Here is a 22,293-nt window from a genome sequence, read left to right on the forward strand (position 1 = left end):
TTCAAAGGCCCGCACGAGGGGATGACCATTGCCGCGCGCCGTGATACGAGACCGCCGCAAACATGACGAATTGGGCCGGCCAGCCGGCATTTTCATTTGGAAGACACGAATGTCTCACGCTGCCGCCCCGAAGCCGGCCACGGCCCGCAAATCTCCTGCCCTTGCCGGCACGGCGCGAGTGCCGGGCGACAAGTCGATCTCGCACCGCTCCTTCATGTTCGGCGGCCTCGCCTCCGGCGAGACGCGCATCACCGGCCTGCTCGAGGGCGAAGACGTGATGCGCACCGGCGCCGCCATGAAGGCGATGGGCGCGCATATAGAAAAGAAGGGCGCCGAATGGGTGATCCGCGGTACCGGCAACGGCGCGCTGCTTCAACCCGAAGGCCCGCTCGACTTCGGCAATGCCGGCACCGGCTCGCGGCTGACCATGGGCCTGGTCGGCACCTATGACATGGAGACGACCTTCATCGGCGACGCCTCGCTTTCCGGCCGGCCGATGGGCCGCGTGCTGGAGCCGCTGCGCCAGATGGGCGTCCAGGTGCTGAAGGCGGCGCCGGGCGACCGCATGCCGATCACGCTGCGCGGCCCCAAGCACGCCGCGCCCATCACCTATCGCGTGCCGATGGCCTCGGCCCAGGTGAAATCGGCGGTGCTGCTTGCCGGACTGAACACGCCGGGCATCACCACGGTGATCGAGCCGGTGATGACGCGCGACCACACCGAAAAGATGCTCAAGGGCTTCGGCGCCAATCTTACCGTCGAGACCGACGAACGCGGCGTGCGCCACATCTTCATCGAGGGTCAGGGCAAGCTCACCGGACAGACGATCGCCGTGCCCGGCGATCCGTCCTCGGCCGGCTTCCCGCTGGTGGCCGCCCTCATCGTGCCGGGTTCGGATATCGTCATCGAGAACGTGCTGATGAACCCGACCCGCACCGGCCTGCTTCTCACATTGCAGGAAATGGGCGGCCGCATCGACGTGCTCAACCCGCGCAATGCCGGCGGCGAGGACGTGGCGGATCTGCGCGTGCGGTATTCCGACTTGAAGGGTGTTGCCGTACCGCCGGAACGCGCGCCGTCGATGATCGACGAATATCCGGTGCTGGCTGTCGCCGCGAGCTTCGCGGAAGGCGAGACGCTGATGCAGGGTCTGGAGGAATTGCGCGTCAAGGAATCCGACCGGCTTTCGGCGGTTGCCAACGGGCTCAAGCTCAACGGCGTCGACTGCACAGAGGGCGAAGCTTCGCTCGCCGTGCAGGGCAAGCCAGGCGGCAAGGGGCTGGGAGGGCATCCGAACGGTCAGGACACGACCGTGAAGACGCATCTCGACCATCGCATCGCCATGAGTTTTCTGGTGATGGGGCTGGCGACGGAAAAGCCGGTGACCATCGACGACACCAACATGATCGCGACGAGCTTTCCGGAATTCATGGGATTGATGAAGGCACTGGGCGCGGAGATCGAGTGAGGGTGATGGCAATCGCAAACTTGGGAGATTGGCACCCAACATCCTTCCCGTCGTCATCCTGGGGCGGAGCAAGGAGCGAAGCGACGTGGCGCAGACCCCAGGATCCATGCCGTGACGCCAACGCGCTGCAACGGTGCAGAATTCTGGCTCGCAGCATTCTTTGGCTAATGTCACGGCATGGATCCCAGGGTCTCCGCTTCGCTCCGCCCTGGGATGACGAAAGGGTGAGGCTTTGTCGCCACGCCAACGAAGCGATGGCCCACCAATGACCCACACCTTCACCATTGCCATCGACGGCCCTGCGGGCGCTGGCAAGGGCACGCTGGCCCGCCGGCTGGCCGACCACTATCGGCTGAACCTGCTCGACACTGGCCTCACCTATCGCGCGGTGGCGCATAAGCTGCTGGAGCTCGGCCTGCCGCTCGACAATGTCTCGGCGGCGGAAACCGCGGCGCGGCAGGTCGACCTCTCGAATCTCGACCGCACGGTGCTTTCGGCGCATGCGGTGGGCGAGGCGGCCTCGAAGGTCGCGGTCATCCCCACCGTTCGGCGCATCCTGGTCGAAAAGCAGCGCGAATTCGCCAAGGCGCCGCCGGGCGCGGTGCTCGACGGTCGCGACATCGGCACCGTCGTGTGCCCGGACGCCGACATCAAGCTCTATGTGACGGCGAGCGCCGAGGTGCGGGCGCAGCGCCGGCTGGCCGAGATCGAGAGCATGGGCGGCAGCGCCGAATTCGCCACGATCCTCGCCGACATCGAGCGCCGCGACGAGCGCGACATGGGCCGCGCCGACTCGCCGCTCAAGCCCGCCGCCGACGCGCACTTGCTTGATACCAGCGAAATGGCTATAGAGGCCGCGTTTCTGGCGGCGATGGCGATCGTTGACGACGTCCTGGCCAAGAGAAACAGGGCCTGATCCGGGTCTTTCCTCGTGCTTCCGTTGCCGGAGCCGACGAAAATACCCATATCGGACACGAACCAGCCTGCCAGCATTCTTCATGCGCCGGACTTGCCGCTAAAAGCGGCCAAGGGCTTTTCAGCCCGGAACGCCGGCAGGCTCTCGCAACGCTAACCCACGGCGCCCGCTTCGCTCGTCATGCGGAGCACTCCAGGAGAAACAATGTCAGCTGCAAATCCCACTCGCGATGATTTCGCGAGCATGCTCGAAGAATCATTCACCGCCGGCCATTCCGGCGAGGGCCAGGTTGTCCGGGGCACGATCACCGCGATCGAAAAGGACATGGCCATCATCGATGTCGGCCTCAAGGTCGAAGGCCGCGTGCCGCTGAAGGAATTCGGCGCCAAGGGCAAGGACTCCTCGCTCAAGGTCGGCGACACCGTCGAAGTCTATGTCGAGCGCATCGAGAACGCGCTTGGCGAAGCCATGCTGTCGCGCGAGAAGGCTCGCCGCGAGGAGAGCTGGGTGCGCCTCGAAGAGAAGTTCACCAAGGGCGAGCGCGTCGAAGGCGTCATCTTCAACCAGGTCAAGGGCGGCTTCACCGTCGACCTCGACGGCGCCGTGGCGTTCCTGCCGCGTAGCCAGGTCGACATCCGTCCGATCCGCGACGTCTCGCCGCTGATGCACAACCCGCAGCCCTTCGAGATCCTCAAGATGGATCGCCGCCGCGGCAACATCGTGGTGTCGCGCCGCACCGTGCTCGAGGAGAGCCGCGCCGAACAGCGTTCGGAGATCGTGCAGAACCTCGAGGAAGGCCAGGTGGTCGAAGGCGTGGTCAAGAACATCACCGACTACGGCGCGTTCGTCGACCTCGGCGGCATCGACGGCCTGCTGCATGTCACGGACATGGCATGGCGCCGCGTCAATCATCCGACCGAGATCCTCAACATCGGCCAGACGGTCAAGGTGCAGATCATCCGCATCAACCAGGAAACCCACCGCATCTCGCTCGGCATGAAGCAGCTCGAGTCGGATCCGTGGTCGGATATCGGCACCAAGTTCCCGATCGGCAAGAAGATCAAGGGCACCGTCACCAACATCACCGACTACGGCGCGTTCGTCGAGCTGGAGCCGGGCATCGAGGGCCTCATCCACGTTTCGGAAATGTCGTGGACGAAGAAGAACGTGCACCCCGGCAAGATCCTGTCGACGACGCAGGAAGTCGACGTCGTGGTGCTCGAGGTCGATCCGGCCAAGCGCCGCATCTCGCTCGGTCTCAAGCAGACGCTGGAGAACCCGTGGGAAGCCTTCGCGCGCAACCATCCGGTCGGCAGCCAGGTAGAGGGCGAGGTCAAGAACAAGACCGAGTTCGGCCTGTTCATCGGCCTGGAAGGCGACGTGGACGGCATGGTGCACCTCTCCGACCTCGACTGGACCCGTCCGGGCGAGCAGGTCATCGAAGAGTACAATCGCGGCGACATGGTCAAGGCGCAGGTGCTCGACGTCGACATCGAGAAGGAGCGCATCTCGCTCGGCATCAAGCAGCTGGCCCGCGACACGGTCGGCGAGGCGGCGAGCAGCGGTGAGCTGCGCAAGAACGCCGTCGTCACCTGCGAGGTCATCGCGGTGAAGGATGGCGGTCTGGAAGTGCGGCTGGTCGACAGCGGCCTCGAGACCTTCATCAAGCGCTCCGACCTTTCGCGCGACCGCGACGAGCAGCGCCCAGAGCGCTTCACCGTCGGCCAGAAGGTCGACGCCCGCGTCATCGCCTTCGACAAGAAGACCCGCAAGCTGCAGGTCTCGATCAAGGCGCTGGAAATCGCCGAGGAGAAGGAAGCGGTCGCCCAGTACGGCTCGACCGACTCCGGCGCCTCGCTGGGCGACATCCTGGGCGCGGCGCTGAAGAAGCAGGGCAACTAAGCCGCTTCGTCGACACTGAAAACGAAACCCCGCCGGAGCGATCCGGCGGGGTTTTTCATTGCACGTTGATCCGTGAGGTCAGGCCCGGCCGTAGAGCGGCACCAGCGTGCCGCTCATCGCCTGGTTGGCGGGCGAGGCGAGATAAGCGATCGCTTCGGCGGCTGCCTCCAGGCTGACCCATTTGGTGAAATCGGCATCGGGCATGTCGGCGCGGTTGGCCGGCGTGTCGAGCGTCGAGGGCGCCACGGCGTTGACGAGGATGCCCTTGTGCTTCAGTTCCTCGGCCATGGCCTGCGTCATCGCGGCGACCGCCGCCTTGCTGGCGGCATAGGCGACCATGCCGGCTCCACGCCTGGGATCGAGCCCGGCCCGCGCGGTGACGTTGACGATGCGCCCAGCGGTGCCCGACGTCAGCATCGAGCGTACCGCGGCGCGGCCGCAAAGGAAGGCGGTGCGGGCGTTGGTGTCCATCATCTCGGCGAAAGACGCCGATTCGATCTTTTCCACCGGCGCCATGGTGAAACCGCCGGCGAGGTGGATCGAAGCCCAAAGCTCCGGAACCTGGTGGTAGAAGGCCTCGACCTTGGCGGAGTCCGAGAGATCGACATTATGCGCCAGGTGGACACTGGCATGGGCCGCGTAGGGAAAATGCGGCGGAGCCGAGGCATGGGCATTGGGCACATGGCAAATCGCTCCCTGCTCAAGCAACCTGCCGACAACCGCGCCGCCGAGCGCCCCAGTGCCGCCCGTCACCACGACATGCCTGCCGTTAAGCGTTTCCGTCATATTTCGACTGCTCCTGTCGTATTCTTATGGTTATGCCGCCCCAGCGTCGAACGTCGCGCCTTTCGCGCTGTCACTCAATTGAAATATCGACATGGCTGCGTCCCTTCTTTGCATGCGTCGGGCTGCCGCGTGTGACGTCACGCCGCTGCGTTCCGGCTGGATGGAAGGCTGCCAAGATCTTCAGTCGATGGTGATTTCGATGACGCGCGGCTTGCCCGCCGCTCGCGCGCGCTTCAGCGCCTCGGCGAGGCCGCCGACCCCGGTCAGCCGCTCGGCTTCCATGCCATAGGCCCCGGCGAGCTTGCAGAAATCCGGCGGCGCCGGCGACACGCCGACCGGCTCGACGCCGACATCGAGCATCGAGGTCTCGATCTCGCGATAACCGCGATTGTTCCAGACGACGAAGATCACGGCCGCCCCGGTATCGAGCGCCGCGCCCAGCTCCGGCAAGGTGAACTGGAAGCCGCCGTCGCCGGTGAGACACACGACCGGCGCCTCGGGCACCGCAAGGGCGGCGCCGATCGCCGCTGGGGGGCCATAGCCCAGCGCGCCAAACCCCGTCGCCGCATTGAACCAGCCGGACGGACGGTCGTGGTCGTAATAGAGGTTGGCGGCGTAGATCGGCTGCGTCGAGTCGCCGACAATGATCGCGCCGGGCAGCGCATCGCGGATCGCCTCCACCGCGTGCACCTGCGCCAGATAGTCGGGCTTCAGCTCGGCAAGCGCCGCCGCTCTCGCCGCTGCGGCGCGGGTCTCGCCGTCCTTCGCGGCCACATGGGCTGACCCAAGCTCGGTCAGCAGCGCGCCAAGCGCCTCGGCGCAATCGGCCTGGATTCCGACCGTCACCGGACGGCGGGCGATCTGGTCGGCGCCGATGTCGATGCGGATGAGGTTCGGCGGCAGCACGAAGCCGCCGTCGCCATAGCCGTCATAGTCGGTCGGGCCGAATTCGGTGCCGGCGGCAATCACCAGATCGGCGTCGGCCATCAACGCGCGCACTGCCCTCAGGCTCGGGCTTGCCGGCACGCAGAGCGGGTGGCGATGCAGCAGGCCGCGCGCATTGGCGGTCTCGATGACCGGAGCGCCCAATGCTTCGGCGAAGCGCCTTAGCGCCGCATCGGCCTTCTTGGCGCCACCCCCGGCGAGAATGAGCAGCCGGCGGGATGCCTGGATCAATTTCGCAGCCTCGACGATCGCCGCCGCTGCCGGAGCAGGCGGCGCAGCGTTGCCGAGCACCGGCGCGAGCCCCTCGGCGGCCTTCACCATGACGTCGGTCGGGATCTCGATATGGACCGGACCCGGACGCGATGAGGAGAAAACGGCGAAGGCACGCGCCAGCGCGCCGGGCAGTTCCTCGGCCTCGGTGATGCGTTGAGAGAACAGTGCCACCTTCTCCATCATGCCGCGCTGGTCGGGCAATTCGTGCAGGAAGCCCAGTCCCTTGCCGAGCGTGTCGGTGGCATTGACGCCCGAGATCACCAGCATCGGCACCGAATCGGCGCGCGCCTGGCCCATGGCGGTGATGGTGTTGGTGAGGCCAGGCCCGGTGATGACGAAGGCCACGCCCGGCCGGCCGCTGGCGCGCGCGTAGCCGTCGGCCATGAAACCGGCGCCCTGCTCGTGACGCGGCGTGACGTGGCGGATCCTCGAGCGCGCCAGGCCGCGATAGAGCTCGACGGTGTGTACGCCCGGAATGCCGAAGACGGTGTCGACACCATGCGCCTCGAGCAAGGTGATCAGCGCTTCGCCGACGGTTGTCATTGCTCTTCTCCCTTTGGGCGGATCACCGTTTAGCGGAAACGGTGATCAGCTCTATCTCTTCGTTTCTGGCGCAATTCCGGACGGAAAACCGCTTCTCACTTTTCCTGGAATTGCTCTAGCGGCGCGAGGCCGAGTTCGGCCTCGACGGCCTTGATGCCGATCGCCGCCAATTCGCCGGGCGAGAACATCTCGCCGGCCAGGCAGCCTTCGATCCAGAGCCCGTCGATGATCGCATTGATCGCGATGGCATGGCGGCGCAGCTGGCTTGCATCCGGCTTGCGCCGTTCGGCGGCGAGCACTTCGGCCACCACCGCTTCCACCTCGTTGCGAAAGCCGAGATAGCCTTCGCGGTGGGCGCGGGCGAGCGTCGGATCCGCGCCGGCACGGCCGATGAAGGTCGCCCAGAGCGAAAACACCCGCTGGTCGATGATCGGCGCGTTGAGATTGGCCGTGACGAAGGCCGCAAGACGCTGGCGCGGCGAGGCGTCTTCCATGATCAATGCCGCTTTCGCCTGCTCGGTCATGCGGCCCATCAGTGCGGCATAGGCTTCCTGCAGCAAGTCTTCCTTGCCGGGGAAATAATGGCGGATCAGCCCGGCAGTGACGCCGGCGCGCAAGGCGATGGTGCGCAAGGTGGCGCCCTGCAGGCCATATTCCGCCACGCAGTCCAGAGTCGCTTCGATCAGATCCTGCCGCCGCCGCTCCTCGCCCTCGCGACGGAACTTCCGGCGCGCATTCATTGGCGCAGGATCGGCCGCGTCAGGCATGTCGGCCCGCCCTCGCAGGCGATGCAGAGCGCATCCGCATCGAATACCTCGACCGTGCAGCCGGCGGCTTCCATCGCGGCTTTGGTCTTGGGAAAGCCTGCAACGGCAATGACCTTGCGAGGGCTGGTCGGCAGCACGTTCAAGCTGAGGCCATTGGAAGCGGCGAACTCTTCGGCGTCGCCTTCGACCAGCCGGATGCCTCGCGCCTTCAGCATCTGGTAGAACGGGGCCGGCAAAAGCGGCGGATAGACCAGCGCGAGGTCGTCGGCCAGCGGGCTGATCACCGACATCAGATGCAGGCACGCCTCTTCGCCCTGCCATAGCGGCAGATCGAAGCCGTAGACGGAAATGCCCAGCGGCGTCAGCAGGTTGGAAACCTGCTGAATGCCGTGCTGGTTGGAACGGACACCGCGGCCGATCGCCAGCGTGCGGGCATCCACCCATACACAATCACCGCCTTCGACCTGGCCAGGAGCCTCGACGCGGCCGAGGATCGGAATGCCCAATCTTCTGTAGGTTTCCTCATGCAGGGAAGGCTCCCTGGCGCGCAATGGCTTGCCCATGGACAGGATCAGCGCGCCGCGGTCGGTCATCAGCGACGGGTCGTGCGTGAATACCGAATCCGAAAGGCCGTCGGCTTCATCCTCGATCCATTCGATCTCGGCGCCGGAAGCCGCCACCAGTTCGGCAAGGACGGCGTGCTGCAATGCCGCTTTAGCCGGGTTGAACCCCGGGCCATAGTGCCATTGATCTCTGTCGGCGTCGCGCATGGCGTTGGCCGCCGACCGCATCAGCACGCGCCGCAGCGGCGCCGCCATGGACTGTGATCCGAAAGCGCCCATCGATGCCCTTTTTTGGCTGAAAAAAATCGAAAAAATTTCATGAGAGGCTATTTATACACTTGCACAACAAGGCCGCAAGTGCCGTAATGGGCGGGATTGACGGGCTCGCTCTGTCGGGTCCATGCTGAAGTCTGGAGCAGGCAGTGCAGCGTGTGTTGATTAGCCGGATGGACGTTCGACGAACTGCCTTCGACCATCTAGAGGTCGCCCGGTGAGTGCGGCGGGAGCCGCCGCGGTCCTGTCCGGCGAGGCGCAAAGCGGCGCCGCCGAAGCCATCCATGTCGAGAACCTGCACAAGAAGTTCGGCCAGCTGCATGTGCTGAAGGGCGTCTCGCTGTCGGCGCGCGACGGCGAGGTGATCGCCATCATCGGCGGCTCGGGTTCGGGCAAGTCGACGCTGCTGCGCTGCATCAACTGCCTGGAAAACCCGACCAGCGGCATCATTCGCGTCAACGGCGAGGAGATCAAGCTGAAGGCCGACAGCCACGGCCACACGGTTCCGGCCGACCGTAAGCAGATCGAGCGCATCCGCTCCCGGCTCGGCATGGTGTTCCAGAACTTCAACCTGTGGAGCCACATGACGCTGATCGAGAACGTCATCGAGGTTCCGGTGCACGTGCTCGGCATCAAGCGCGACGAGGCGATCGCCCAGGCCGAGAAGCTGCTTGCCCGCGTCGGGCTGGCGGAAAAACGCGACGTCTATCCGGCGTTCCTGTCGGGCGGCCAGCAGCAGCGCGCGGCGATAGCCCGGGCGCTGGCGATCAATCCGCGCGTCATGCTGTTCGACGAGCCGACCTCGGCGCTCGATCCGGAGCTGGTCGGCGAAGTGCTGAAGGTGATCGGCGACCTGGCGCGCGAGGGGCGCACCATGGTGCTGGTGACGCATGAAATGAAGTTTGCCCGCGAGGTCGCGACGCATGTCGTCTACCTCTACAACGGGCTGGTCGAGGAGGAAGGTCCGCCGGAACAGCTGTTCGGCGCGCCCAAATCCGAAAGGCTCAAACAATTCCTCCGCAACGTCGGCTAAGGCCGGCGTCAAGCGGAACGAAAAACCGGGAACAACAACAAACTGGGAGTACTGAAATGAAGACTGTTCTCAAGACCTTCGCAGCGGCGCTGCTCTTCGGCGTCGCCGCGATGGGCGCGGCCAAGGCCGATCAGGTCAAGATCGGCGTCGCCGCCGAGCCCTATCCGCCCTTCACCTCGCCGGACGCGACGGGCAAGTGGGTCGGCTGGGAAATCGACTTCATCGACGCCGTCTGCGCCGAGGAGAAGCTCGACTGCGTCATCACGCCCGTAGCCTGGGACGGCATCATTCCGGCGCTGACCACCAAGAAGATCGACCTCATCGTCTCCTCGATGTCGATCACCGACGAACGCAAGAAGACGATCGACTTCTCGGATAAGTATTACAACACGCCGACGGCGATCATCGGGCCGAAGGACCAGAAATTCGGCGCCACGCCGGACGACCTCAAGGGCAAGACCATCGGCGTCCAGGTGTCGACGGTGCACGCCGTCTACGCCAAGAAGCACTTCACCGGCGCGCAGGAGATCAAGGAATACCAGACGCAGGACGAGGCCAATAACGATCTGGCGGCCGGCCGTCTCGACGCGGTGCAGGCCGATTCCATCGCGCTCGGCGAATTCCTCAAGACCGATCAGGGCAAGGCCTGCTGCGACCTGAAGGGCATGGTCGCTCCGGACGACGAGGTGCTCGGACCGGGCGTCGGCGCCGGCGTGCGCAAGGAAGACACCGCGCTCAAGGAAAAGATCAACGCCGGCATCAAGGCGATCCGCGCCAACGGCAAGTATGACGAGATCTCGAAGAAATATTTCGACTTCGACATCTACGGCGGCGCCACGCAGTCGAACTAATCTCTCCGAATGAGCTCCGGGGCATGGCCAGCGCCATGCCCCTAGCCCAAACCTTGCCACGCGTGCCTGCCGCTGAACGCTGCCGTCGGCGGTTGCCACTAATTCGGGGGCGAAACTGATCGACGCCTTTCTTCCGGCCTCGGCGGCCGGCATCATCGAACTCCTGTCGCCCGTGCCGCCCGGCTGGGGCGGCACCTTGCTGGTCGGATTGCTGCATTCGATCGAGATCGCCATCGGCGCCACCTGCCTTGGCCTTTTGATCGGCACCGGCGGCGCCTGGGGCAAGCTCTATGGCGGACCGGTCACGCGCGACCTGCTCGCCGTCTACACCACGGTGGTGCGCGCCGTGCCGGAACTGGTGCTGATCCTGCTGCTCTATTATGCCGGCACAGACCTCATCAATCAGGTGCTGACGGCGATGGGCTACCAGCGCGTCGACATCAGCGGACTGGCGGCCGGCATCTTCGTGCTCGGCGTCGTCCAGGGCGCCTATTCGACGGAAGTCATCCGCGGCGCCATCCTGTCCATCCCGCAAGGCCAGATCGAAGCCGCCCGCGCCTATGGCATGCCGCCCGGCCTGATGCTGAGGCGCATAACACTGCCGGCAATGCTGCCCTTCGCCATTCCAGGCCTCGCCAATCTCTGGCTGATCGCCACCAAGGACACCGCGCTGCTTGCCGTCGTCGGCTTCTTCGAACTGACGCTCGCGACGCGGCAGGCGGCAGGTGTCACCAAGGCCTATCTGATCTTCTACCTCGCCGCCGGCGCGCTTTATCTGGCGCTGACGCTGTTCTCCAACCTGATCATCGGCCGCGTCGAGGCCTGGTCGCGGCGCGGCATGCCTTCCGTCAAGGAGGCACGCTGATGTCGACTGAGGCGACCGCGATCAACATGGCGGCGCGTGCCTCGCTCTGGCTCAAGCCGCACCGCATCGTGCTGATCCTCATCGCGCTGGCATTGGTCCTCTGCGCGGCCTTCTTCATGCGCTGGGACTGGCTGCCGCAATATTGGCAGATGGGGCTGCTCGGCATCTGGCGATCGCTGTGGATCCTCGTCGTCACCTGCGCGCTGGGCTTCCTGCTGGCGGTGCCGCTCGGCCTGGCGCAGGCCGGCGGCCCGTTCTGGTTCGCGGTACCGGCGAAGGTGTTCTGCACGATCATCCGCGGAACGCCGCTGCTCCTGCAGCTGTGGCTGCTCTATTACGGGCTCGGATCGCTGTTTCCGCAATATCCATGGATCCGCGAGTCCTGGATGTGGCCCTATCTGAGGCAAGCCTGGCCCTATGGCGTGGTGGCGCTGACCTTGTCCTTCGCCGGCTATGAGGGCGAGGTGATGCGCGGCGCCTTCGCCGGCGTTCCGAAAGGACAGTTGGAGGCGGCCCGCGCCTTCGGCATGAGCCGCTTCAAGATCTTCCGCCGCATTTGGCTGCCGCAGGCCTTCTTCCGCGCGCTGCCGACGCTGACCGGCGAAACGGTGCTGCAGCTGAAGTCGACGCCACTGGTGGCGACGATCAGCGTCATCGACATCTTCGCCGTCTCCTCCAAGGTGCGGCAGGACACCTATCTCACCTACGAACCCTTGCTGCTGCTGGCGTTGATCTACATGACGATCACCGGCATTCTCGTCCTGATCTTCAGCAGGATTGAGGCGCGGATTCCGGTCAAAATCGGGTAGTAGGGGAGTAGGGGAGTAGGGGCATATGCGCTAAGATAGCTTTGGCATGGCTTGAAATTTGCGTTTTCGCGGTGGCTCACGCCAACGATGCCGCAAGGCATGGAGATTTTGGCGCAAGCTTGCCAAGCGAGGCTGAGTAAAGATCGCTGCGATCAGCGAGGCGACGATCTGGCGGGTGGCGCGCCACAGCAGCGGGCGCCCGTCGCTCAAGGGGGAGAGACACCCAACTCCTGCGAGAGGGGTTCGGTCACAAGCGCGATGAGGAAGTGGGCAAGAATCCAAGGCTTTGCGATCCTTGGGTCTTTGGCGGGAGGCGCGCGCAGCCCGATCAGGCTCTTCAGACGCTTGAAGGCGAGCTCGATGCGCCAGCGCATGCGATAGAGCTTGAGAACCGTGCCGGCGGGAAACTCCTGCCGGTCAAGCGAGGTCACAAGGATGACGAAGCCGGCCGCAATCAGCGTCTCGGGTCGAACCTTGTTGCCCTTGGCCTTGGCTTCCTTGTTGATTTTGCGCCGCGCTTCTTGTGCCGCTGCCTCGGATTTGCGCAAGGCGATCAGGCGCATCTTCACAGGCTCGCCCTTCTTGAGGGCCAACCGGACAGGCGTTTCGAAGACTTCCTCGCGGCGGCTCTCCAGGTAGCCGATGAGATCGAACGCCTTGCCGTTGGCGTCGAGCCATCGCGCATTCTTCCACGACGCGCGCACGACAACGTCGCCGCCTTGCGCCATGACCCTTGCGATCCGCTCGGCCTGCAGATAGGCGCGGTCGCCGATGCGGATCTCGCCCGCCACCACCGGCACGCGGTCGATCAGCTCGGCCTCGCTTTGGTCGGTGATCTCGAGGAAATCGAACTGCTCGCGCTCAAGCTCGAAGGCGCAGTGCATGCGCCAAAGGCCATTGTTCTTCTTCTCATGCGCACCGGCCTTGGCAACCGCCGTCGCATCGAGGATGCGGATCAGCCGGCCCTTGGCCAAGCCTTTTTCCTCGCGCTTCAAAAGATGCCCAATCAACTGCTGCAGCCACGGCCCTGCATTGCGCAGCCGGCCGAGCAAGGCCACGTCCGAGATGTCGGCAATCCCGCTCGCCGCCGCCCAGGCCACGACGCCCCGCATGCCCACCTTGCCAAGGCAGTAAGCCAATGTCAGGCGCAACAGATCGCACGCCGACCGGATACCCCGCGGTCGCAGGAACGCCTTCGTCTCGCGCGCACTTCCTGCGATCAACTCTTCGCCGCCGAGAAGCGCAATCGTCTCGGCCCAGCCGTCATCAACAAGTGATTCGTGTGTCATCCTCAGCGTAGAATCACAACCGATTCCGCGCTGCAACACCTATCTTAGCGCCTATGGGAGTAGGGGAGTGTTCAGCCACGATCCGCATTCACATTTCCATCCCCATTCGATATTCGCTCCATAATTTCCCCCTACTCCCCTACTCCCTTATTCCCCTACTCCCTTGGGACAGCCACAATGCAACTCACTCTCGACCAGGCAAGAGGCCTATGCCGGATGGCAGCGCTCGGCGCTGGCGCCAACGAAGAGGCGGCGCAGTCGCTGACCGCTTCCATCATCGCCGCCGAAGCCGAGGGACTGTCGACGGTCGGGCTCTCGCATTTCATCGACTATCTGGAGGCGCTCGAAGCCGGCCGCATCGACGGCAACGCCGATCCGGTCATCACCAGGCCGGCGCTCGCCGTCTATCTTTCCGACGCGCGCGGCGGCCTTGCCCATACCGGCTTCGACCGCACGATCGACGATCTCGCCAAGGCAGCAAGGCTGTTCGGCGTCGCCGTCTTCTCCCAGAGGAATGCCTATACCTGCGGCGCGCTCGGCTATTTCACCGGGCGGCTCGCCCAGCTTGGCCTGGTCTCCTTCGCCGCCACCAACGGGCCGGCGGTGCTGGCCGGTTCCGGTTCGGTCAAGCCGGTCTATTGCACCAACCCGATGTCCTTCGCCGCGCCGGCCGCCGATGGGCCGCCGCTGATCATCGACCAGTCGTCGAGCGCCACCGCCTTCGTCAACATCCGCAAGGCGGCCGAGGACGGCGAGAGGATTCCGGAAGGCTGGGCGCTGGACGCCAGCGGCAATCCGACCACCGATCCAGCGGCGGCGATGAAGGGCGCGATGCTCGCCTTCGGCGGCCAGCGCGGCGCCAACATCGCGCTGATGGTCGAGGTGCTGGCGGCAGGCATTTCCGGCGCCAACTGGTCGCTCGACGCGCCATGGTTCTCCGGCGGACCGGACAGTCCCGGAACCGGACTCTTCGTTTTGGCCATCGAGCCCAAGCTGCTCGACCCGGACTTCGAGCAGCGCATGAAGGATCAGCTCGAGCGGCTGCGGCGGCGCTACGGCGTGCATATTCCCGGCCGCGCCCGCGCCGAGGCCACGGAAAAGGCGACGGCGCGCGGCTTCGACGTTCCCAAGGCGGTCGTGCAGCGCATTTCCGAATTCGCCCAGCGCTATTCGCCAGCCTGACCCAGGCATCGCCCGCAACGAGGCGCGGAATTTCCTGCGCGCCGTTGAACCTTTTCCCGCCCGGCAACGACCCATCGGCGGCACCCCACATCGCAGGCCGCAGAGGGTGGCTTGGGGCAGCGGCTTGCGGTTGGCGGCGCCGCGCCGGGCGTCCAGGGCCGGGGCGGGCGTGAGTGCTTCACGCCGCCTTGATACCGTCTCAGGTCAGGCCGCCTCGTTGGATCCTGTTTCGGCGTGGGCACTGCCCGGAAAACCCCGCTTCGGCGGGGTTTTCTGCGTTCTCTGCTCCGTGCGCCGGCCCTGCTCTTTCTCGCCTCCTTGGCGGCGGCTGTCATTCGGCCGATGCATATCGGCAAGGCGTTCCGGCAGCGCTCAAAATTGGGGGCCGGCGACACCCGGTCGCCCTTTGCCTTTGGCGCGAAACCGACTATGAACGCCTCTAGCCAAGCCCCATGTCCTCGGGAAAGCGCGCCGGAGCCAGCCATGACCGAAATCCTGCAAACCCCCAAGCTCGTCGTCGTCTTCGGCGGGTCCGGCTTTGTCGGCCGTCATGTCGTGCGGGCGCTCGCCAAGCGCGGCTACCGTATCCGTGTCGCTTGCCGGCGGCCCGATCTTGCCGGCCATGTGCAGCCGCTCGGCAATGTCGGCCAGATCCAGCCGGTGCAGGCCAATGTGCGCGTGCGCTGGTCCATCGACCGCGCCGTGCAGGGCGCCGACCATGTCGTCAACCTGGTCGCCATCCTGCATGAGACCGGCCGGCAGAAATTCGGGTCCTTGCACGAGTTCGGCGCGCGCGCCGTCGCCGAGGCCGCCCGCTCGGTCGGCGCCGGCCTCACCCATGTCTCGGCGCTCGGCGCCGATTTGCGTTCGCCGTCCGGCTATGCCCGCACCAAGGCGCTCGGCGAGAAAGCGGTGTTCGAGACGATCCCCGATGCCGTCATCTTCCGTCCATCGATCAATTTCGGGCCGGAGGACAGCTTCTTCAACCGCTTCGCCGGCATGGCGCGCTACTCCCCCGTTCTGCCGCTGATTGGCGGCGGGCAGACAAAATTCCAGCCGGTCTATGTCGGCGACGTCGCCGAGGCGATCGCGCGTTCGGTCGACGGCAACGTCAAGGGCGGCCAGATCTATGAGCTCGGCGGCCCGCAGGTGCTGACCTTCAAGCAATGCATGGAAGAGATGCTCGCCGTGATCGACCGCAGGCGGCTCCTGGTGCCGGTGCCGTGGTGGGTGGCGAACCTGCAGGCCTCGATCCTTCAGCTGCTGCCCAATCCGCTGCTGACCAAGGACCAGGTCCTGCAGCTGCGCGAGCACAACGTCGTCTCCGAAACCGCCGCCAAGGCGAACCGGACGCTCGGCGGCCTCGGCATCCAGCCGCAGGCGATCGCGACGATCCTGCCGAGCTATCTCTGGCGCTTCCGCGCGGCCGGTCAGTTCCAGCAGCGCCGGCCGATCGCCGATCGATAGCAAACGCGCTACCGTTTGTTTTGCGCAATTCCGGACGGAAAACCGCTACACACTTTTCCTGGAATTGCTCTAGCCGCGTCGGGAAACCTGCATCGGCAGCCCGCCCTGCGGCTGCGTGGTCAGCTTCTGGACCGGCCAGGGCTGGGTTTCGGCCGTCACGTCGAAGCGGAAGCGCGACAACAGGATCGCCAAAGCGATGATCGCCTCCTGCATGGCGAAGCTGGCGCCGATGCAGACGCGCGGCCCGGCGCCGAACGGCAGATATTGGAAGCGGTCGATCCTGTCGCGGTTTTCCGGATGGAAACGCTCCGGCATGAAGGCGTTCGGCCTGTCCCACAGCTTGCGGTGGCGGTGCACGACCCAAGGCATGACCAGCACGGCGGCGTATTTCGGGATATAGAGGCCGTTCCAGGTCTCCGGCTCGATCGGCTCGCGGTTGATCGAAGGCGCCGGCGGATAGAGCCTCAGCGCCTCCTCGAAGGCGGCGCGGGCGAGCGGCATGGCATCCAACCACTTTGTCGGATCTGGCTCCCTTGCCAGCACCGCGTCGATCTCCTGCTCGATCCTGTCGCGCTCCCAGGGCGCCTCTGCGAGGCAATAGATCGTCCAGCCCAGCGCCCGCGCCGTCGTCTCGTGGCCGGCGCCGATGAAGGTGATGATGTTGTCCTCGACTTCCGAGCGAGTCAGGCCCTCCGGCCCCTCGGCTCTCAACAGAAGCGTCAGGAAATCCTGCGGCACGCCGTCGGGATCGCGCTTCAGCCGCTCCTCGCGCATCCTCACCGTGCCGGCGACGATGTTGCGAAAATAGGCCATGGTCTTGCGGCCGCGAATGCGGGTGAAGCGCGGCAGCCATTCCGGCGCGCGCAGCAGGTCGAGCGGATCGACACGGCCCATGGTCTCGAACAGGCGGTCGATCTCCTTGGCGAAGCTGCCGGGCTCGCCCGCGATCTCGCCGGAAAACAGCGTCTCAGCCAGGATGTCATAGGTGAGCAGCGTCATGTCATAGGCAATGTCCGACGTGCCGCCGGCCTCGTAGCGAGTGGCGAATTCCAGCGTGCGCTTCAGCATCGGCTCGGCGAAACCGAAGATGTGGCGCGGCGTGAACACCGGCGCCATGGCCTTGCGCGAGCGCCTCCACACCTCGCCCTCGGCGGTGAGCAGCCCGTCGCGCAGGATCGGGCGCAGGATCAGCTGGCGCACCGTCGCCATCTTGTAGTTTTTGGCATTGTCGATCAGCACATGGCGGATCAGGCCTGGATCGTTGGCGATAACCAGCGGCCCACCGATGCCGGTCACCGATATCCAGGGCTCGTTGTAGGTATGCTCGCCCCAGAGCTCGAGCGGGTTGCGGTAGACGATGCGCATCATCTCCAGCGTCGAAGGCGGCTCAGTGCGCGGCTTGGGTGCGGGCGGCACGAAGGGGGCGGGGTTGGTGTCCATGGGCATGCTCCGCTGGCAGCCAAATGTAATGCGCGGCAAGGCGGGCGTCCATGTGACCGGACGGCAGCCCTTTTGCGCAGACTTTTGCCAGCATCCGCGCGTTTTTATGGCTTCTCCGTCGAACGCGCCGCAAGGCCGGCGAAAGCAATCTCGATCCTGCTTGCCGCGAAGCCGGCAAAATGCCCGTAAACCTTGGAAAAACGGCCATTTGCGCCTATATCTAGGACATCAAAACGGCGCGATTCGGGGCCATTTTCCCGCGCCGGATCAGCAGCATCAATCAAACAGGTTTTCATGAGCGACCAGACCGAAAGCGCCATTGGCGCGGAAGCCGAGTACGGCGCCGATTCCATCAAGGTTTTGAAGGGGTTGGATGCTGTCCGCAAGCGGCCGGGCATGTATATCGGCGACACCGATGACGGCTCGGGCCTGCATCACATGGTCTATGAGGTGGTGGACAACGCCATCGACGAGGCGCTGGCCGGGCACGCCGACCTCGTCTCGGTGACGCTCAACCCCGACGGCTCGGTGACGGTGATCGACAATGGCCGCGGGATTCCGACCGACATCCACCCCAGCGAGGGTGTTTCGGCGGCCGAAGTCATCATGACGCAGCTGCATGCCGGCGGCAAATTCGACCAGAACTCCTACAAGGTGTCCGGCGGCCTGCACGGCGTCGGCGTCTCGGTCGTCAATGCGCTGTCGGCATGGCTGAGGCTCAAGATCCGCCGCAATGGCGAGATCTTCGAGATGAGCTTCACGCACGGCAATGCCGACGCCCCGCTGAAGGTGACCGGCAGCTACGAGCAGGAGAAGCGACCGGGCACCTATGAGGGCCGCAGCGGCAGCGAGATCACCTTCTTCCCGTCGGCCGAGACCTTCACCATGGTCGAGTTCGACTACAACACGCTGGAGCACCGGCTGCGCGAGCTCGCCTTCCTCAATTCGGGCGTGCGCATCGTGCTGACCGACGCCCGCCACGCCGACCTCGTGCGCCATGAGCTGCACTATGACGGCGGCCTCGAGGAGTTCGTGAAATATCTCGACCGGGTCAAGAAGCCGCTGATCGAAAAGCCGATCGCGATCCGCGCCGAGCGCGACGGCATCACCGTCGAGGTGGCGATGTGGTGGAACGACAGCTACCACGAGAATGTGCTGGCCTTCACCAACAACATCCCACAGCGCGACGGCGGCACGCATCTGGCCGGCTTCCGCGCCGCGCTGACCCGGCAGATCACCGGTTATGGCGAGTCTTCCGGCCAGACCAAGAAGGAAAAGGTATCGCTCACCGGCGACGACTGCCGCGAAGGCCTGACCGCCGTTCTGTCGGTCAAGGTCCCGGACCCGAAATTCTCCTCGCAGACCAAGGACAAGCTGGTCTCATCGGAAGTCCGGCCGGTGGTGGAGAGCCTGGTCAACGAGGCGCTCGGCACCTGGCTGGAAGAGCATCCGACCGAAGGCAAGGTGGTGGTCGAGAAGGTGATCCAGGCGGCCGCCGCGCGCGAAGCCGCGCGCAAGGCGCGCGACATCACCCGCAAGAGCACGCTCGGCGTCACCTCGCTGCCGGGCAAGCTCGCCGACTGCCAGGAACGCGATCCGGCCAAGTCGGAAATCTTCATCGTCGAGGGCGACTCGGCCGGCGGCTCGGCCAAGGGCGGGCGCTCGCGCCAGAACCAGGCCATCCTGCCGCTGCGCGGCAAGATCCTGAACGTCGAGCGCGCGCGCTTCGACCGCATGCTCAGCTCCGACATGATCGGCACGCTGATCACCGCGCTCGGCACCTCGATCGGCAAGGACGAGTTCAATGCCGACAAGCTGCGCTACCACAAGATCATCCTGATGACGGACGCGGACGTCGACGGCGCCCATATCCGCACGCTGCTGCTCACCTTCTTCTTCCGGCAGATGCCGGAACTGATCGAGCGCGGCCATCTCTACATCGCCCAGCCGCCGCTCTACAAAGTGACACGGGGCAAGAGCTCGCAATACCTCAAGGACGAAGGCGCCTATGAGGAATATCTGATCGATTCCGGGCTGGAAGAGACGTCGCTGACGCTCGGCTCCGGCGAAGTGCGCACCGGGCAGGACCTGCGCAGCGCCGTCGACGACGCGCTGGCGGTGCGGCACCTGATCAACGGGCTGCACACGCGCTACAACCGCGACGTCGTCGAGCAGGCGGCGATCGCCGGCGCGCTCAACGCCGACGTGCTTGCCGATCTCGGCCGCGCTACCGCGATGGCCGAACGCGTCGCCAAGCGGCTCGACATGATCGCCGAGGAGACCGAGCGCGGCTGGACCGGGCGGCTTTCGACCTCCAATGACGGCTCGGGCGGCTATGTGTTCGAGCGCACCGTGCGCGGCGTCAAGGATGCGGTCCAGCTCGATGCCGGGCTGATCAATTCGGCCGATGCGCGCCAGCTCGACCGCTACGCGCCGCGGCTGGCGGAGGTCTATGGCGAGCAGCCGACGCTGCGCCGCAAGGACGCCGCCGAGACCATTTCAGGACCCCTGACACTGCTCAACGCTGTGTTCGCCACCGGCCGCAAGGGGCTCACCATGCAGCGCTACAAGGGCCTCGGCGAGATGAATGCCGAACAGCTCTGGGAAACCACGCTCGACCCGAATGTGCGCTCGCTGCTGCAGGTCAAGGTGGCGGACGCGACGGACGCCGACTCGCTGTTCTCGCGGCTGATGGGCGACGAGGTGGAGCCGCGGCGCGAGTTCATCCAGGACAATGCGCTGTCGGTGGCCAACCTGGATATTTGAGCCTCGTTGCTCCAAGACTCAGACGTTCGCTCGGCGTAAAGAAGTTCACGATCTGAAGGTTGCGTAACCTCCGAGCGCGCGACCTCTCCGCGGAACAACGCCAAGCGCTGGCGCTAGCGGTACCGTGCCAGGCGTAGCGGGGAAGTTATTCGACCCCGGATTTTTCGACGTCTGCATGACTTTGTGCCCGGCGCTCCTGGCGCAGCCTTTTCAACGGAGCGAGCCTTTCGCGCAGAGCTTCCATTCTCGCGACTTTCTGCCCGAAGGTAAGCCCAGCCAATTCGCGACGTCCCGCTGTCTTTCGAGCGAGGATATCGGAAATATCTGGATATGCTCTTTTGGTCTCTGCCATTACCGAGATTTACCACCACCCCCATTGTTTGCCAACTTCGATCCACTTTTCCTTGAGCCCGTGGCGGATCAGGACATCGTCCAGCGCATCGCCGTCATAGGCCTGGTTCTCGACAAAAGCAGCCATCCGCATGTGATCCTTGGGGCGTCCCAACTTCAATGCCGTCGCGATGATATGCTCGGCGCGAAGAACCCTGGTTGGTACGCCTTGCTCATCGGGTTCGGTGACAAAATCGATGTCCAACGCCTGATCAAGCGCTTCCTCGTCGAGGTCATTCGCTACCGGGATGAATTGAACAGGCCACCTGCGAGAGGCTAAATCTAGTAGCGAGCGGCGCGAGCTCCAACCGCAAAAAACCCGGCGTAAAGCCGGGCCTTGTGCGGATGTACTGGCTGGCGACCGGCTCAGTGGTCAAACGCCTTGACGATTTCCTCGGTCATCTTCTTGGCGTCGCCGAGCAGCATCATGGTGCCGTCCTTGTAGAACAGCGTGTTGTCGATGCCGGCATAGCCGGAGCCGAGCGAGCGCTTGACGAACAGGCAGGTGCGGGCCTTGTCGACGTCGAGGATCGGCATGCCGTAGATCGGCGAGGACTTGTCGTCGCGCGCGGACGGGTTGGTGACGTCGTTGGCGCCGATGACATAGGCGACGTCGGCCTGCGCGAATTCGGAGTTGATGTCCTCGAGCTCGAACACCTCGTCATAGGGCACGTTGGCTTCGGCCAAGAGCACGTTCATGTGGCCGGGCATGCGCCCGGCCACCGGGTGGATCGCGTATTTGACCTCGACGCCGTTGGCCTTGAGCTTGTCGGCCATCTCGCGCAGCGCGTGCTGCGCCTGGGCGACCGCCATGCCGTAGCCCGGCACGATGATGACCTTCTGCGCGTTCATCATCAGGTAAGCCGCGTCGTCGGCCGAGCCCTGCTTAACGGTGCGCTCGATGCCGTCGCTGGCCGCCGCGGCGGTCTCGCCGCCGAAGCCGCCGAGGATGACGGAGATGAAGGAGCGATTCATGCCCTTGCACATGATGTAGGACAGGATCGCACCGGACGAGCCGACCAGCGCGCCGGTGATGATCAGCGCCAGGTTGCCGAGGGTGAAGCCCAGCGCGGCAGCCGCCCAGCCGGAATAGGAATTCAGCATCGATACCACGACCGGCATGTCGGCGCCGCCGATCGGGATGATCAGGAGCACGCCGAGCACCAGCGAGGCGGCGACGATGAGCCAGAAGACAAGCTTGGATTCGGTGGTCACGAGCAGCACGATCAGCACCACCAGGGCAAAACCCAGCGCGATGTTGATCATGTGGCGGCCGCCGATCATGATCGGCTTGCCGGACATGCGGCCGTCGAGCTTCAGGAAGGCGATAACCGAGCCGGTGAAGGTGATGGCGCCGATGGCCACACCGAGGCTCATCTCGATGAGCGCCTGGGCGTGGATGTCGCCCGCCGTGCCGATGCCGAAGCTTTCCGGCGCGTAGATGGCGGCTGCCGCCACCATGACGGCGGCGAAGCCGACGAGCGAGTGGAAGGCGGCGACCAGCTGCGGCATCGAGGTCATGGCGATGCGCCGCGCCACATAGGCGCCGACGCCGCCACCGATGGCTAGCCCCAGCACGATCAGGCCGAAGCGGCCCGCCGAGGGCAGCGCCAGCGCCAGCGTGGTGCAAAGAGCAATGCCCATGCCGATCATGCCGTAGAGATTGCCCTGCCGGCTGGTGGTCGGGTGCGACAGGCCGCGCAGCGCCAGGATGAACAGGATGCCGGAGACCAGATAGAGGAAGGAAGCGAGATTGACGGTCACG

The 22,293-nt window shown here is 65.1% G+C and carries 19 protein-coding genes; 10 read left to right on the forward strand and 9 right to left on the reverse strand.

Features of this window, described 5'->3' with window-relative positions:
- Positions 1–109: 109 nt before the first annotated feature.
- The 3 genes from aroA (at position 110) to rpsA (ending at position 4,286) form a co-directional block, all read left to right on the forward strand.
- Positions 110–1,468 (forward strand): 3-phosphoshikimate 1-carboxyvinyltransferase, encoded by a 1,359-nt coding sequence (gene aroA, locus QAZ47_RS01485; protein WP_278232261.1) that lies wholly within the window; start codon positions 110–112, stop codon positions 1,466–1,468.
- Positions 1,469–1,733: 265 nt separating this feature from the next.
- Positions 1,734–2,384 carry a (d)CMP kinase gene (gene cmk / locus QAZ47_RS01490; protein WP_278232262.1) on the forward strand — a complete coding sequence of 217 codons (651 nt, stop codon included), beginning with the start codon at positions 1,734–1,736 and terminating at the stop codon, positions 2,382–2,384.
- Between the two features lie 204 nt (positions 2,385–2,588).
- Positions 2,589–4,286: a 30S ribosomal protein S1 gene (gene rpsA, locus QAZ47_RS01495; protein WP_127861798.1), complete on the forward strand. Its 1,698-nt coding sequence runs from the start codon at positions 2,589–2,591 to the stop codon at positions 4,284–4,286.
- Between the two features lie 78 nt (positions 4,287–4,364).
- Here rpsA and QAZ47_RS01500 read toward each other — a convergent pair whose 3' ends face one another.
- From QAZ47_RS01500 to QAZ47_RS01515, 4 genes are all read right to left on the reverse strand, one after another.
- A complete protein-coding gene (locus QAZ47_RS01500) occupies positions 4,365–5,072 on the reverse strand; it encodes an SDR family NAD(P)-dependent oxidoreductase (protein ID WP_278205204.1) in 708 nt (235 codons plus the stop codon).
- 180 nt (positions 5,073–5,252) lie between these two features.
- Complete coding sequence (locus tag QAZ47_RS01505; protein ID WP_278232263.1) at positions 5,253–6,833, reverse strand: 5-guanidino-2-oxopentanoate decarboxylase; 1,581 nt, start codon at positions 6,831–6,833, stop codon at positions 5,253–5,255.
- 95 nt (positions 6,834–6,928) lie between these two features.
- Positions 6,929–7,573 carry a TetR family transcriptional regulator C-terminal domain-containing protein gene (locus tag QAZ47_RS01510; RefSeq protein ID WP_278232264.1) on the reverse strand — a complete coding sequence of 215 codons (645 nt, stop codon included), beginning with the start codon at positions 7,571–7,573 and terminating at the stop codon, positions 6,929–6,931.
- Positions 7,570–8,442: a dimethylarginine dimethylaminohydrolase family protein gene (locus QAZ47_RS01515; protein ID WP_278232265.1), complete on the reverse strand. Its 873-nt coding sequence runs from the start codon at positions 8,440–8,442 to the stop codon at positions 7,570–7,572. The genes QAZ47_RS01510 and QAZ47_RS01515 overlap by 4 nt, the downstream gene beginning before the upstream one ends.
- Before the next feature lie 211 nt (positions 8,443–8,653).
- Here QAZ47_RS01515 and QAZ47_RS01520 point away from each other — a divergent pair, with 211 nt between their 5' ends.
- From QAZ47_RS01520 to QAZ47_RS01535, 4 genes are all read left to right on the forward strand, one after another.
- Positions 8,654–9,469 carry an ABC transporter ATP-binding protein gene (locus QAZ47_RS01520; protein WP_278232266.1) on the forward strand — a complete coding sequence of 272 codons (816 nt, stop codon included), beginning with the start codon at positions 8,654–8,656 and terminating at the stop codon, positions 9,467–9,469.
- A 56-nt stretch (positions 9,470–9,525) separates the two neighbouring features.
- Entirely contained in the window at positions 9,526–10,320 is a 795-nt protein-coding gene (locus QAZ47_RS01525; RefSeq protein WP_278205210.1) for a transporter substrate-binding domain-containing protein, read from the forward strand.
- Positions 10,321–10,519: 199 nt separating this feature from the next.
- Entirely contained in the window at positions 10,520–11,185 is a 666-nt protein-coding gene (locus QAZ47_RS01530; protein WP_278233749.1) for an ABC transporter permease subunit, read from the forward strand.
- The gene (locus QAZ47_RS01535; protein WP_278232267.1) at positions 11,185–11,994 is read left to right on the forward strand and encodes an ABC transporter permease; all 810 of its coding nucleotides are present in this window, start codon (positions 11,185–11,187) and stop codon (positions 11,992–11,994) included. Before QAZ47_RS01530 ends, QAZ47_RS01535 begins: the two co-directional genes overlap by 1 nt.
- A gap of 206 nt (positions 11,995–12,200) precedes the next feature.
- Here the strand turns inward: QAZ47_RS01535 and QAZ47_RS01540 are convergent, their stop codons facing one another.
- Positions 12,201–13,283 (reverse strand): transposase, encoded by a 1,083-nt coding sequence (locus QAZ47_RS01540; RefSeq protein ID WP_278230985.1) that lies wholly within the window; start codon positions 13,281–13,283, stop codon positions 12,201–12,203.
- A 177-nt stretch (positions 13,284–13,460) separates the two neighbouring features.
- Here QAZ47_RS01540 and QAZ47_RS01545 point away from each other — a divergent pair, with 177 nt between their 5' ends.
- Together QAZ47_RS01545 and QAZ47_RS01550 are read left to right on the forward strand one after the other, a co-directional pair.
- Positions 13,461–14,465, forward strand: coding sequence for an Ldh family oxidoreductase (locus tag QAZ47_RS01545; RefSeq protein ID WP_278232268.1), 1,005 nt, complete (start codon positions 13,461–13,463; stop codon positions 14,463–14,465).
- Between the two features lie 483 nt (positions 14,466–14,948).
- Positions 14,949–15,932 carry a complex I NDUFA9 subunit family protein gene (locus tag QAZ47_RS01550; protein ID WP_278232269.1) on the forward strand — a complete coding sequence of 328 codons (984 nt, stop codon included), beginning with the start codon at positions 14,949–14,951 and terminating at the stop codon, positions 15,930–15,932.
- A gap of 69 nt (positions 15,933–16,001) precedes the next feature.
- Here the strand turns inward: QAZ47_RS01550 and QAZ47_RS01555 are convergent, their stop codons facing one another.
- On the reverse strand, positions 16,002–17,372 hold the full coding sequence (locus QAZ47_RS01555; RefSeq protein WP_278232270.1) for a cytochrome P450: 1,371 nt from the start codon (positions 17,370–17,372) through the stop codon (positions 16,002–16,004).
- A gap of 104 nt (positions 17,373–17,476) precedes the next feature.
- Positions 17,477–17,692, reverse strand: coding sequence for a hypothetical protein (locus QAZ47_RS01560; protein WP_278232271.1), 216 nt, complete (start codon positions 17,690–17,692; stop codon positions 17,477–17,479).
- On the opposite strand from QAZ47_RS01560, the gene gyrB reads away from it, so the two are divergent.
- The gene (gyrB, locus tag QAZ47_RS01565; protein WP_278232272.1) at positions 17,667–20,138 is read left to right on the forward strand and encodes a DNA topoisomerase (ATP-hydrolyzing) subunit B; all 2,472 of its coding nucleotides are present in this window, start codon (positions 17,667–17,669) and stop codon (positions 20,136–20,138) included. The two genes, QAZ47_RS01560 and gyrB, sit on opposite strands and share 26 nt — an antisense overlap.
- 361 nt (positions 20,139–20,499) lie before the next feature.
- Here the strand turns inward: gyrB and QAZ47_RS01570 are convergent, their stop codons facing one another.
- Both QAZ47_RS01570 and QAZ47_RS01575 read right to left on the reverse strand, forming a co-directional pair.
- Positions 20,500–20,733, reverse strand: a complete 234-nt coding sequence (locus QAZ47_RS01570) for a hypothetical protein (protein WP_278232273.1) — start codon at positions 20,731–20,733, stop codon at positions 20,500–20,502.
- 161 nt (positions 20,734–20,894) lie between these two features.
- A complete protein-coding gene (locus QAZ47_RS01575) occupies positions 20,895–22,292 on the reverse strand; it encodes an NAD(P)(+) transhydrogenase (Re/Si-specific) subunit beta (protein ID WP_278232274.1) in 1,398 nt (465 codons plus the stop codon).
- Position 22,293: the final 1 nt, after the last annotated feature.

Origin of the sequence: Mesorhizobium sp. WSM4904 (assembly GCF_029674545.1) — a bacterium.
GTDB lineage: Bacteria > Pseudomonadota > Alphaproteobacteria > Rhizobiales > Rhizobiaceae > Mesorhizobium.